Source organism: Pseudochrobactrum sp. sp1633 (genome assembly GCF_030376605.1).
Lineage (GTDB): Bacteria > Pseudomonadota > Alphaproteobacteria > Rhizobiales > Rhizobiaceae > Pseudochrobactrum.
Window position 1 is genome coordinate 114,977 of record NZ_JARRAE010000004.1, and the last position, 13,454, is coordinate 128,430.

General features: G+C 51.9%; 12 protein-coding genes. 4 read left to right on the forward strand and 8 right to left on the reverse strand.

Annotated features, from left to right (window positions below; genetic code table 11):
* Positions 1–113: 113 nt before the first annotated feature.
* The 6 genes from pmtA to P8H26_RS05980 form a co-directional block, all read right to left on the reverse strand.
* The gene (gene pmtA, locus P8H26_RS05955; RefSeq protein ID WP_289631974.1) at positions 114–713 is read right to left on the reverse strand and encodes a phospholipid N-methyltransferase PmtA; all 600 of its coding nucleotides are present in this window, start codon (positions 711–713) and stop codon (positions 114–116) included.
* A 189-nt stretch (positions 714–902) separates the two neighbouring features.
* Complete coding sequence (dnaJ, locus tag P8H26_RS05960; RefSeq protein ID WP_289631975.1) at positions 903–2,051, reverse strand: molecular chaperone DnaJ; 1,149 nt, start codon at positions 2,049–2,051, stop codon at positions 903–905.
* 359 nt (positions 2,052–2,410) lie between these two features.
* Positions 2,411–4,318 carry a molecular chaperone DnaK gene (gene dnaK / locus P8H26_RS05965; protein ID WP_289631976.1) on the reverse strand — a complete coding sequence of 636 codons (1,908 nt, stop codon included), beginning with the start codon at positions 4,316–4,318 and terminating at the stop codon, positions 2,411–2,413.
* Positions 4,319–4,636: 318 nt separating this feature from the next.
* The gene (locus P8H26_RS05970; RefSeq protein WP_289631978.1) at positions 4,637–5,608 is read right to left on the reverse strand and encodes a Gfo/Idh/MocA family protein; all 972 of its coding nucleotides are present in this window, start codon (positions 5,606–5,608) and stop codon (positions 4,637–4,639) included.
* A 15-nt stretch (positions 5,609–5,623) separates the two neighbouring features.
* Positions 5,624–6,250 (reverse strand): nucleotidyltransferase family protein, encoded by a 627-nt coding sequence (locus P8H26_RS05975; RefSeq protein ID WP_289631979.1) that lies wholly within the window; start codon positions 6,248–6,250, stop codon positions 5,624–5,626.
* A 14-nt stretch (positions 6,251–6,264) separates the two neighbouring features.
* Positions 6,265–7,149 (reverse strand): LysR family transcriptional regulator, encoded by an 885-nt coding sequence (locus P8H26_RS05980; protein WP_289631980.1) that lies wholly within the window; start codon positions 7,147–7,149, stop codon positions 6,265–6,267.
* A 100-nt stretch (positions 7,150–7,249) separates the two neighbouring features.
* Between P8H26_RS05980 and P8H26_RS05985 the strand changes: the two genes are divergently transcribed.
* Complete coding sequence (locus P8H26_RS05985) at positions 7,250–8,230, forward strand: aldo/keto reductase (RefSeq protein WP_289631982.1); 981 nt, start codon at positions 7,250–7,252, stop codon at positions 8,228–8,230.
* Between the two features lie 53 nt (positions 8,231–8,283).
* Here the strand turns inward: P8H26_RS05985 and P8H26_RS05990 are convergent, their stop codons facing one another.
* Entirely contained in the window at positions 8,284–9,495 is a 1,212-nt protein-coding gene (locus P8H26_RS05990; RefSeq protein WP_289631984.1) for an MFS transporter, read from the reverse strand.
* A gap of 97 nt (positions 9,496–9,592) precedes the next feature.
* Here P8H26_RS05990 and P8H26_RS05995 point away from each other — a divergent pair, with 97 nt between their 5' ends.
* The 3 genes from P8H26_RS05995 to P8H26_RS06005 are packed head-to-tail and all read left to right on the forward strand — an operon-like array spanning position 9,593 to position 10,977.
* A complete protein-coding gene (locus P8H26_RS05995; protein WP_289631985.1) occupies positions 9,593–10,201 on the forward strand; it encodes a TetR/AcrR family transcriptional regulator in 609 nt (202 codons plus the stop codon).
* A 29-nt stretch (positions 10,202–10,230) separates the two neighbouring features.
* Positions 10,231–10,617 carry a GFA family protein gene (locus P8H26_RS06000; protein ID WP_289631986.1) on the forward strand — a complete coding sequence of 129 codons (387 nt, stop codon included), beginning with the start codon at positions 10,231–10,233 and terminating at the stop codon, positions 10,615–10,617.
* A 6-nt stretch (positions 10,618–10,623) separates the two neighbouring features.
* Positions 10,624–10,977 (forward strand): VOC family protein, encoded by a 354-nt coding sequence (locus tag P8H26_RS06005; protein ID WP_289631987.1) that lies wholly within the window; start codon positions 10,624–10,626, stop codon positions 10,975–10,977.
* Between the two features lie 53 nt (positions 10,978–11,030).
* Here the strand turns inward: P8H26_RS06005 and pheT are convergent, their stop codons facing one another.
* Entirely contained in the window at positions 11,031–13,448 is a 2,418-nt protein-coding gene (gene pheT, locus P8H26_RS06010; protein WP_289631988.1) for a phenylalanine--tRNA ligase subunit beta, read from the reverse strand.
* Positions 13,449–13,454: the final 6 nt, after the last annotated feature.

The following is a 13,454-nucleotide window of genomic DNA, read 5'->3' on the forward strand; positions in this document are numbered from 1 at the left end:
GGCAAAACAAATATCCAGAACAGCATCACTATTTAGCGCCTTTTATAAAAAAGCAACGCCGCATCAACATTCTGATACGGCGTTCTGTGCTGCGTTTTAAGGATGGCCGCAATCTATACTAAAATCCGGCGGTAAACCCACAGGCGTGCAGGCGGCAGATTACGCAAAATGAAATCGAATCCTTCAACGCTATAGGCTCCGCGCCCGACAGGCAGTGGTGAAACAGCGCCATAGGAAATCTGCATCACCGGACGACCGACAGGAATACGGTTCAGCAAATCTTCAAGAAATGCCAGCCGCTTTTCCATCGGAAAATTCAGCAACGGCACAGCAGAAATAACGCTGTCAAACTGCTGATCGCGCTTGTCGCCAAGCACAGTATCGAGATCAAAGGCATCGCCCTGCAGGAAATTCACACCGGCATAAGTGCTGGTCAGATGCTGAAAAAACGCAGCAGAATATTCCACCGAAAACAGATTTTGCGGCTCAATCCCGCGTTCCAGAATGGCCTTGGTGATCACACCGGTACCGGGCCCGAGTTCCAGAACCGGCAGTCCGGATGAGGGATTAACAATACTGGCCATACGGCGCGCTGTGATACCACTTGTCGGCAGGATAGCACCGACAGCCTTCGGCTTATCGATCCAGCCTTTGAAAAAGCGTATCTCTTCATCAAATTTTTGTGCAAGTTTTTTTGGTATCAGCCCAGCCATTCAACACTCCCAATGTCGCCAGTAGATAAAAGATTGACGCGTTTCGCGGCGGAAGCAAGGCAAAAACGTAAATAGCCATCATTTTTCTTGAGGCAAAGGCAGAAATTGAACAGTAACCCCATAAATAAAAAGGCGGCATTTGCGTTTCACACAAATGCCGCCTCAAAGCTTCAAAATTCAGGCCGGAAATTAATCGCGGATACCTTCAAAAAAGTCTTTCATCCGCGAGAAGAAACCCGTCGATTGCGGGCTGTTTTCCGTAGACGAAATCTTCTCAAACTCTTCCAGCAATTCGCGCTGACGTTTTGACAGATTTTGCGGTGTTTCAATCGCAATCTGAATATAGAGATCACCCGTCATCTGCTGACGCAGAACAGGCATACCCTTACCCTTCAGGCGGAACTGTTTACCGTTTTGCGTGCCTTCAGGCACTTTCACACGGGTCTGGGTGCCGTCAAGTGTCGCCACTTCAAACTGACCGCCCAGAGCAGCAGTTGCCATTGAGATCGGCACCTTGCAATAAAGGTCAGAGCCGTCGCGCTGGAAAAACTCATGCGGTTTGATCGACAGGAAAATATACAGATCACCGCTCGGACCACCGCGTGTTCCGGCTTCACCTTCACCGGTCAGGCGAATGCGCGTGCCATCTTCAATACCGGCAGGAATATTGACCGACAGGTTACGTTCCTGACTGATCCGGCCCGCACCATCGCATTTAGGGCACGGATCTTTGATCATCTGGCCGCGACCGTTACAGGTATGACAGGTGCGCTCCACGGAGAAAAAGCCCTGCGCCACACGCACGCGGCCAGCGCCGCCACAGGTCGTGCATGTCACGGGCTGTGTGCCTTTTTTGGCACCGGTGCCTGTGCACTCTTCGCAGGACATTGAGCTCGGAACACTGATCTGTGCCGTTTTACCGGCATAGGCCTCTTCGAGTGTCACTTCCATATTATAGCGAAGATCAGCGCCGCGTTCGCGACCGCCCGAACGGCGATTACGTCCGCCACCCATAACATCGCCGAAAATATCTTCGAAAATATCGGCAAAACCGCCAGCGCCAAATCCGCCACCGCCAAAGCCATTGAAGCCGCCACCGGCACCGCCGCCGCCGTTTTCAAAGGCAGAATGGCCAAAACGATCATAGGCCGCACGTTTTTGCGGGTCCTTCAGAACGTCATAGGCTTCGCCCAGCTCAAGAAACTTGCGCTCTGCTTCTGTATCATTCGGATTGCGATCCGGATGATATTGCATTGCCAGTTTGCGATAGGCTGTTTTAATAACCTTATCATCCGCAGTTCTGACAACGCCAAGCGTTTCGTAATAATCCACTTTCATAAACCATTCGTCCCGATGGCTGTTGTCTGATGATGTCGCCCCGATCAGAACATTTTCAGACAGTCATTGAAGGTTGTCGCGGCCTTTGTTGTTAAAACAAATATCTGGCGCTGACACTTTTTTCACCGCATTTCCAAGGCAAATCGTTATATATTTTTAGCCCGGAAATACTTCATGTACCCGTCCGGTTTATGTGGTGACACCGGAATTCAATGTCCAGAGACGGGCAAAAATCATCAGTTCCCTGACAAACAGGCCGCCGGATTGCTTGCAAAGCAGGCTCACCACAGCCGGAGTTCAGGTAACTGAATGGACAAAAGCCCGGCTTAATGCCGGGCTTTGCCTTTCAACCTGAAAAATCAGGATTTCTTTTTGTCTTCGTCGATTTCTTCGAAATCGGCGTCAACAACATCGTCTTTATCAGCACGGGCATCCGCAGTGTCGTCGCCGTCTTCTGCATTCTGCGCTGATTCATACATAGCCTGGCCAAGTTTCATAGAAGCTTCGGCAAGAACCTGTGTTTTAGCTGTGATGTCTTCAGCATTTTCGCTTTCAACAACAGCCTTCAGATCGGCAAGAGCTGTTTCAATCGCAGCCTTGTCATCACCGGTAACCTTATCGCCGTATTCCTTCATCGACTTTTCAGTCGAGTGGATCAGCGCTTCAGCCTGGTTCTTTGCTTCAACCGCAGCACGGCGTGCCTTATCGGCATCCGCATTGGCTTCAGCATCCTTGACCATCTTTTCGATGTCAGCGTCAGAAAGACCACCGGAAGCCTGAATACGGATCTGGTGTTCTTTGCCGGTGCCTTTATCTTTCGCGGTCACGTTCACAATACCGTTCGCGTCGATGTCAAAAGTCACTTCAATCTGCGGTACGCCGCGCGGTGCCGGCGGAATACCAACCAGATCAAACTGGCCGAGCATTTTGTTATCGGCAGCCATTTCGCGTTCGCCCTGTGCCACACGAATGGTCACAGCAGACTGATTGTCATCAGCGGTCGAGAAAGTCTGCGACTTCTTGGTCGGGATCGTCGTGTTACGGTCGATCAGTCGGGTAAACACGCCGCCAAGGGTTTCGATACCCAGTGACAGTGGGGTTACGTCGAGCAGCAGAACGTCTTTAACATCACCCTGCAGAACGCCGGCCTGAATTGCAGCACCCATCGCAACCACTTCATCAGGGTTCACACCCTTATGTGGTTCCTTGCCGAAAAAAGCTTTAACAACTTCCTGAATTTTCGGCATACGGGTCATACCGCCAACCAGCACAACTTCATCAATTTCACCGGCTTTAAGACCGGCGTCTTTGAGTGCAGCCTTACAAGGGCCGACAGTGCGCTGTACCAGATCATCAACAAGGCTTTCCAGCTTCGCACGCGAAAGCTTGATGGCCAGATGCTTAGGTCCGCTTGCATCAGCAGTGATGAACGGCAGGTTGATTTCAGTCTGCTGAGCCGAAGACAATTCGATCTTGGCTTTTTCAGCAGCTTCCTTCAGGCGCTGCAGAGCAAGCTTGTCGTTTTTCAGATCAATGCCCTGCTCTTTTTTGAATTCTGCTGCCAGATATTCAACCAGACGCATGTCAAAGTCTTCACCGCCGAGGAAAGTATCACCATTGGTGGACTTCACTTCAAACACGCCATCGCCGATTTCGAGGATGGATACGTCGAACGTACCACCACCAAGATCGTAAACAGCAATGGTTTTGGCTTCGCTCTTGTCGAGACCATAGGCCAGAGCAGCAGCAGTCGGTTCGTTGATGATACGCAGAACTTCCAGACCGGCAATCTTACCGGCATCTTTGGTTGCCTGACGCTGAGCATCGTTGAAGTATGCAGGAACTGTAATAACAGCCTGTGTTACATTTTCACCAAGGTAAGATTCAGCGGTTTCCTTCATTTTCTGAAGGATCATCGCGGAAACCTGCGAAGGCGAATATTTCTTGCCGTGGGTTTCTACCCAGGCATCGCCGTTGTCGCCCTTGACGATCTTGTACGGAACCAGATCTTTGTCCTTTGTTACCATCGGATCATCAAAACGGCGGCCGATCAGACGCTTCACAGCGAACAATGTGCCTTCCGGATTGGTAACAGCCTGACGTTTCGCAGGCTGACCAGCGAGACGTTCGTCACTATCGGAAAAAGCGATAATCGAAGGGGTTGTACGCGCACCTTCAGCATTCTCAATGACCTTCGCAGTCTTACCGTCCATAACGGCGACGCAGGAGTTGGTCGTTCCCAGATCGATACCAATTACTTTAGCCATACTTATTCTTCTCCATTCAGCGAACTGCCGGGACCTCTGCCGAGCATTCCATGTGGCAGCCCCTATCGGGTTTTTGACAAAACGAACCGGCTTTTAAACGCCTGATCGTCACGAGTCGAGGGGTATATAAGAAGGGGGGATTTTCACTGCAAGTCACAACACTATGGTTGCGACAAAAATCCCACATTTTGCTCACTTTTTCATGTGTTTTGATCGTTTTTGACGGTTTTTACAGAATTTAAAAATTTTATTACAGCACGAAGCATGTCACGCATCTTATCCAAAAACCGGTTTCCGCTTTTTAGGATGCGCTTTATGTCACTGCTTTTCTGCTGCTGCATAAATCCTGTCAATAACATGTTGGTTAGCCTTTGAGTTTTCAAGGCTGAACAGCATTTCTTGCCCACCGCGTGCAAAGCGGACAAAGGCATCAGCCTGCAGGCTATATTGATTGATATTGGCAAAAGTCCATTCCTGTGCAGCACTATGGGAACGGTCGTGCCAGGTGACCCGCGCATGATCATATTTTCCGGCGTTAAACGGCGCATGAACCGTGATCATACCCTGATCGCCGTGGAAGGTCATTTGCTGGCGTCCAGCAAGCTGCGTTGCCACATAAAAACTCAGATCAAAATCCGCAAACCGTGCCAGTACAGACGCAGTGCGGTCAGTACCGAAAACCGGATCGCGCTCAATGCGGGCAAAAATCTCCTGCGGTTCCTGCTCTGTCACCATGCGCGTCACCACTGTCGGATAAACACCGATATCCGGCAGAGCACCGCCACCTAATGCCACCTGATTGCGCATATTCGCCGGATCATCATTAAAATAAGTGAAGCAGCCCTGCACCATACACAATGTGCCGATTGCCCCTGAGGTGATCAGCTCACGCACTTTCGCCCATTGCGGATGGTAATAGACCATGAAGGCTTCCGAAATCACGACCTGATGGCGGTCACGCGCTGCGATCAGGCGGTCAATCTCTTCGGCTTTCAAGGCAATAGGCTTTTCGCAAAGCACATGTTTGCCTGCCTCTGCCGCCTTCAAAGACCATTCGATATGCTGGGATGTCGGCAACGGAATATACACACCATCAATCTGATCACTTGCCAGTAATTCCTCATAGGAGCCGAAGCTCAAAGGTGCATTAAAGCGGTCGGCAACAGCACGGGCACGCGTTGCATCACGGCTGGCAATGCCCTGAACCACGCCGGTCTCAGATGCCGCGATTGCGGGAATGACCTGCGTGATACCAATATTGGCGGTCGATAAAATACCCCAGCGGAACATGAGGATACCTTTCCGTTATGAATGAGATGCAACTGCTTCGTGCCACGGAACAACTGTCACTTCCGGCCAGTTTTTCTGCGCACGCAGTGCTTTTTGGTGATGGGTTATACGATTATCAATCACCGGATTGGGTGTGATGCGCAATGAGAAAATATCGTCCAGACCAAACGGCGCATAGAGTTTCAGCTGACCATCAGGCTTCAGCCTTATCCCCACAGCATGGGTCTTGGATGCAAATCGGGCGATACCCTCTTCACTGGATTGCAAGGGCGCATAAGTTTGGCCAAAATGCTTTTCAAACCACAAATGCACCCGCGCCTGATTGCGGATTTCCACCGGCAAGGGCACACCGGAAAACACCTCGTCGCCTGCCTTGATAATCCGGTCTTCCGCTTCATAGGAAAGATCAGCGCCATCATAATAAAACAGGTCAATATCTTTGATACCATGCGTTTCCGGCCTGCCCGTCAGCACATTCCAGACCAGATTATAGAGCGCACCTGAAACAATATACCAGTCCGGTAAATTCAGCTGCTGCGCACGGCTCAGCACATCATTCAGAAGCGAACTGTTGCGGATAATACCCAGAAAGACATCTTGCTGCTCCTGTGCGGGCAGTCCGGAAAAACGCAAATGGGACATAGGATTTCCGACGGTTATAATTTGAAAAAATCAATAAAAGCACGAAGCGCCGGCCGCATGTTACGCCGGTTCGGATAATAAATATACATACCTGGAAATTGCTGTGTCCAGTCCGGCAGCACCTCTGTCAAAACACCATTTTTCAAGTGTTCTTCCACATAGGGCTCCAGCAGCGAGACTAGCCCTGCGCCATCCTGCGCCGCCTGCAACAACAGATGATTGTCATCCAGTATCAACGGGCCATTGAGTTTAACATCCAGCCGGTGCCCCTGTTTTTCAAATTCCCAATGATAAAGACTGCCAGAAGAAAACCGCTTGAGAATACAGCGATGCGCGATCAGATCTTGCGGATGTTGCGGTGTGCCATAGCGCTCAAAATAGGCAGGGGAACCGACAACCGGACTGCGCAAAGCTTGCCCGAGCGGCACCGCAATCATATCTTTTTCAAGACTTTCTCCCAAGCGGATACCGGCATCAAAACCCGCCGATACAATATCCACAAACTGATCTTCAATGTGGATATCCAGCACCACATCCGGAAAGGCCTCGCCGAATGCCTGAAATTTCGGCGCCAGAAACAGATGCGCGGCAGAACGCGGCGTGCTGATCCGTACCGTTCCGGCAGGTCTGGCGCGCATATCCTGCACGGCAAGCAATGCCGTATGAATACCAGCCAGCGCCGGTGAAAGTTCCGCCAGCAGGCGCTGCCCCGCTTCCGTCAGACGTACCGAACGGGTGGTACGAGAGAGAAGTGAAATACCAAGATCGGCCTCAAGCTGCGCAACAGCCTGACTGACGGCTGATGGTGCAATGGCCAGTTCTTTTGCCGCCGCACGAAAACTGCCATGATCGGCAACCGTGGCGAAAACCGCCAATTGGGAGAGCTGAGAGCGTTTCATTGATCTATTTTACAGAACAGCTTGTAAAAATAAAACCGGATTATCGAACAATCAAAACAAACATATGTTTTCGTCATCAGATGAAATAAGGAAAATCACCATGAAAATGCGCAAACTCGGCTCTGAACTGACAGTCTCGGCTCTTGGCCTTGGCTGCATGGGCATGAGCCATGCCTATGGCGGGCAGGATGAGGCAGAAGCCATTCGCACCCTGCATCATGCAGTGGATAGCGGCGTGACATTTTTTGACACGGCGGAGGTTTACGGGCCTTTTGAAAATGAAAAACTGGTCGGCAAAGCGCTCAAACCGCACCGCGATAAAGTGACCATTGCCACAAAATTCGGTTTCAAAATCGAAGGCGGCACCTCCAATGGTGTGAACAGCCATCCCGATCACATCCGTGCTGTTGCCGAAGCCTCATTGCAACGCCTTGGTATTGAGGTGATTGACCTATTCTACCAGCACCGCGTTGATCCGGCAGTGCCGATTGAAGATGTGGTCGGCACATTGAAAGACCTGATTGCTGAGGGAAAAATCCGCACCATCGGCCTGTCTGAAGCGGGGCCTGAAACACTGCGCCGCGCCCATGCAGTGCACCCGATAGCTGCATTACAAAGCGAATATTCACTCTGGGTGCGCGACCCGGAAAGCACGGTGCTACCGGTCTGCCGTGAACTTGGCATCGGCTTTGTGCCTTACAGCCCGCTTGGTCGTGGCATGCTGGCAGGCAGTGTCCGCACACAGGCTGATCTGGCAGAGAATGATTTCCGCAAAACCCTGCCGCGTTTCCAGCCGGAAAATCTCGCTGCCAATAATGCGCAGATTGATCTGATCGAACAAATTGCAGCCGGTAAACAGATCACACCGGCACAGCTGGCGCTGGCATGGGTGCTCAATCAGGCAGAATTTATTGTGCCGATCCCCGGCACCCGCAAAATCAGCCGTCTCAATGAGAATATCAAAGCTGCAGAGATTAGCCTCTCGGCTGAGGAGTTAAAACAGATCGGCGCTATCATCACGCCCGATCAGGTATCCGGCAAACGCTACACGGATGCTTCGCTGGCTATGACCGGTCTTTAAACAAAATGACGCTGTTTCAACAAATGAAACAGCGTCATTCAATCACATCCCAATTACAAACGGCGCAATGAGCGGGGTGCCAGTGTCAGCAATGCTGCCAGTGCCATGCCAAAACCAACCCAGAGCGGGGCATGAAGACCATAACCGCTCTCCAGCGCCAGACCACCTGCCCAGGGGCCAAAGCTCAGGCCGATATTAATCACCGACGCATGCATGGCATTAACCAATGCACCGGGATGGGCAATGCGCATAATACGGGCAACCAGCGGAGGATTAAGCGCAATCCCCGTCAGGCCGATCAGAACAACAGAAAATAATGCCGCCGGTTTTGATTCTGCAAAACACGCAAAAATCAGCATTGCAACAACCATCACTGCAATACCGCCAATCAGAAGCGGCATTGTATAACGATCAGCAAAACGGCCGTTCAGAAAGTTTCCCGCAATATTGGCAATGCCATAGAGGGCAAGCAGAAACGGCATAAGATGAACCGGAAACTGCGCTAGATCAGTCATAATCGGTGAGAAATAGCTGTAAAAAGCAAAAGACGAGCCGATTGCCAATGCGCTGGTCGCGTAAGCTGCCCAAAGAGCAGGATTGCGCATATCCTGAAGCTCGGACTGCAATGTTGCTGAATGACCGGCAGGGCTTTTCTCAATTTTCAGCGCAACAATCAGAGCGCAGAATAATACAACCAGCACAATCAGCCAGAAGCTGACCCGCCAGCCGAACAGGCTGTCTATCCATGTTGCCAGCGGCACACCCAGCGCGGTTGCCAGCATCAGCCCTGCAAAAACCAGTGATACGGCACGCCCCCGCATATTGGCTGCCACCAGACGCGCGGTTATGGCCAGCATCAGGCCAAATCCTGCTGCCGCTGCAATGCCGGTCAGCACGCGGGCAACCATCATCACCTCAAAACTTGTGGTCGAGGCTGCAACGCTTTGGGCAACGGCATAGAATATCAGGAGGCCCAACAACCCGTTTTTATGTTCAACGCGTAAAGCCAGAAACAGCAGCGTCACCACCGGCCCGCCAAAGACCATACCTAAGGCATAAAGGGAAATAAGATTGCCGATATCGGCAATGGAACGGCCAAAGGCCTGCTGCAGCGACGGCAACAGACCGGAAATCATCAGTTCAGATGTTGTTAAAGCAAAAACACCCAGCGCCAGACTATAGACAACCAGCGGTATTGCTGGCTTATCAAGGGAAGCAATTATCGTTCGCTCCGCTGGTAAAGCGGAATCGCAAATATCATTCATCGTGAATCTCATTATGTAGTGATGATTACATAATTCATATCAACTTGAATGCTGCGGTCAAGTGAATTATATAAGACATACTAAAGAAAGGTATGAAATGGCTTTACGCGGCAGACCGCGCAGCTTTGATCGTGAAGATGCGCTGGACAGAGTTATGAAAGTTTTCTGGGAAAAAGGCTATGAATGCGCCCAGATTAACGACTTTACTGCGGCTATCGGCATTACTCCGCCAAGTTTTTACGCCGCATTCGGCTCCAAGGAACAAGCGTTCCGGGAGGCTGTGGACTATTACAGTGCAACAATCGGTGGCGCGCCTCTGGATGCGCTCGATGAAGCTACGACCATTCAGCAGGGCATCCGCGCCATGCTGGAAACCCATGCAGACAAGACCTATGCCTGCCCTGCGGGTGGATGCATGGTCAGCGTCAGCAGCATTCAATGCAAACCGGAAAACAAACCGGTCAAAGAGTTTCTCAAAACTATCCGGCAAACTTCATTTGAGCGGATTTTTGCCCGTTGTGAACGCGCGCTGAAAGACGGCGACCTGCCGGCAGGCACAGACCTGACGCAGATGGCAGAATTCTATCATGCCATGTTGCAGAGCCTGTCTTATGAAGCACGGGATGGCGGCACCAGAGAATCTGTGCAAAGTATCATTGAGATGGCAATGCGTGCCATGCCGCAGCGCGTTGTGGTAACAGCCTGATCCCGTAACCTCCGGACTTCAGAAAACAAATGTTGAAAACTTACAGCGGTGGCTGCCTGTGCGGTTCAATAAAATTTGAAGCGAAGGGAAATCCTTTATCGCTCAAGCCCCACGGTTGCTGCTGTAAAATTTGTCAGCGACACACAGGGGCCTTAACCGCAACCTGGGTGGAATTTGCTGCTCAGGCCGTGCGCTGGACCGGTGAAGGCGGTAAGCCAGCCACCTACCGCTCATCCTCCTATTCCAGTCGCGCTTTTTGCCCTGCTTGCGGCAGTTCCATTGGTGCGATTGACGATGAACCGGTCATTGCGCTGCTGCTTGGTTGTTTTGATGATAATAACCAGCCGGAATTTGCGTCGGAATATACGTCTTTTGAAGATATGCAGCCCGATTGGTGGCATCCGGAACGCAGATAGAACCACATGCCCCATCAGACAATCGCCTCCGTCCTAATCCATGTCAGTGATGTTGCTCAAGCCCTGCAGTGGTATCAGCGGGCTTTTCCGCAGGCTGTCGCCTGCCGACTAGATGAGTTTGATTTCGACTATCTCAGGATCGGCACGATTGATCTTGAAATTGTCCCTGCTGATGAAAAAGTCGCCTCAGGTGCTGCGGGTTCTGTTGTCTATTGGCAGGTTGAGGATTTCGATCAGGCTGTCGCGCATCTGCTGTCAGTCGGCGGTGTTCTCTATCGCGGCCCTTTAAACATTCAGGACGGATTACTCATGTGCCAGATCCGTGACCCGTGGGGCAATTGCATCGGCCTTCGTGGCTAATATAAAAAAAACCCGCCGGAATGGCGGGTTTTTTATTTTCGCGATTAGCTTAATCAGCCGCGCAATACGCCGCCGGTCTGTTTGGTAACAGCCTCAACGATGCGCTTGGCTGTTGCGTCCAGATCTTCATCGGTCAGTGTACGGTCAAGCGGCTGCAACACCACTTCCACGGCCACAGACTTCTTGCCTTCACCCAGCGAGGCGCCGGTGAAAATGTCAAACACCTGCGCACCCGCAATCAGCTTCTTCTCGGCAGAATTCACCGCACGAACAATTGCTGCTGCCTCAACAGTGCTGTCGACGACAAAAGCAAAGTCACGCTTCACACTCTGGAACTGCGACAGTGTCAGAGCAGGTTTGGTGGCACCGGATTTCTGCTTAGGCTCAGGGATAGCGTCGATAAAAACTTCAAAGCCGCACAGAGCGCCCGAAACATCGAGCAGCTCCAGTGCATCCGGATGGAACTCACCGAAATAACCGAGCACCACTTTAGGGCCGAGCTTCAATGTGCCCGAACGACCCGGATGATACCATGACGGCCCACCGGCTTCGATCTGAATACGGTCAACCGGCGCACCGCAGGCTTCCAATACAGCCAGTGCATCGGCTTTGGCATCAAACACGCCAACATTTTGCGCATTGCCTGACCAGAAACGACCTGCACCTTCAACACCGGCTGTGCCGCGACGGATACCACCGGCCACGCGGCGCTGGTCTTCCGGCTTATCGCCTTCATAGGTGCCCGACACTTCAAACAGTGCCAGATCAGCAAAGCCACGGTCAGCATTACGCTGAGCAGCCGACAACAGACCCGGCAGCAGGCTCGGGCGCATATCCGACATATCAGATGCAATCGGATTTGCCAGTTTCAGTTCCGGTTTTCCGCCGCCAAAAGCTTTGGCCTGCGCTTCCGAGATGAAAGAATAGGTCACCGCTTCCATCATGCCGCGTGTTGCCAGAATACGCTTAGCAAGGCGGGTCCGGATCTGCAGAGTCGTCAGGATTTTCGTGTTTACACTGCCCATATTCGGCAGGGGCTGCGGTTCAATCTGATTGATGCCGTGAATACGCATCACTTCTTCAACCAGATCAGCTTTGCCTTCCACGTCACCGCGCCATGACGGCACTTTGACCTGCAGAACAGCCTTGCCATCACCTTCAACAGCAAAGCCGAGGCGTGCCAGAATATCAGCAGATTCCTGATAGGAGACTTCAATACCGGTCAGGCGTTTGACTTCCGATACCGGAAATTCAATGGCGCGCGGGCTGTATGACGTATAGCCGACAGTTTCTGTTTCGGTTGGTTCACCGCCGCAGAAATCCAGCACCAGTTTCGTTGCCAGTTCAACGCCGGATTCCATCATTTCAGGATCAACGCCGCGCTCAAAACGATAGCGTGCATCGGTGATAATACCCAGTTCACGACCGGTACGCGCAATCATACGCGCATCCCAGAGCGCGGATTCAATCAGCACATCCGTGGTGTTTTCGTCGCAGCCGGAATGTTCACCGCCCATGATGCCGGCAATGGATTCCACGCCTTTTTCATCAGCAATCACATAATGATTATCCGAGAGCTTATACTCACGCTGATCAAGTGCCAGTACGGTTTCATCTTCCTTGGCACGGCGCACGGTCAGATTGCCCTGCACTTTGGCAGCATCAAACACATGCAACGGGCGACCATAATCAAAGGTCACATAATTGGTGATATCCACCAGTGCATTGATCGGGCGCAGGCCGATTGCTGTGAGGCGCTGTTGCAGCCATTTCGGACTCGGGCCGTTTTTAACGCCCTTTACCAGACGCAGCGAGAAACCATTACAGAACGGCTTGTCCGCATCCTGATCGAGAATGACCTTAACCGGCGTTGCGCCTGCACCTTTAACCGGCGTAATCACATCACCTTTGAGCGTGCCAAGACCGGCTGCAGCCAGATCGCGGGCAATACCATGCACACCGGTGCAATCAGCACGGTTTGGTGTGAGGCCGACTTCAATGATCGGGTCATCAATACCCATATAGGACGCAAAGCTCATGCCTACCGGCGCATCTTCCGGCAAATCAATAATGCCGTTATGCTCATCCGACAGTTCCAGCTCGCGCTCGGAACACATCATGCCGAAGCTCTCAACGCCGCGGATTTTGCCGACAGACAGTGTAACATCAAGACCCGGCACATAATCGCCAGGCTTGCCGAGGACGCCCACCAGACCGGCGCGGGCATTTGGTGCACCGCACACGACCTGTACCGGCTGGCCTTCACCGGTATCAACGGTGAGCACGCGCAGCTTGTCCGCATCAGGATGCGGAACAGCGGTTAGCACTTTAGCAATTTTGAATGTTTTGAAGGCCGCGCGATCATCAACCCCGTCCACTTCCAGACCAATATCTGTCAGTTTTTCGAGAATTTCTTCCAGCGTGGCGTCGGTTTCAAGGTGATCCTTGAGCCAGGAAAGCGTGAATTTCATCTGTTT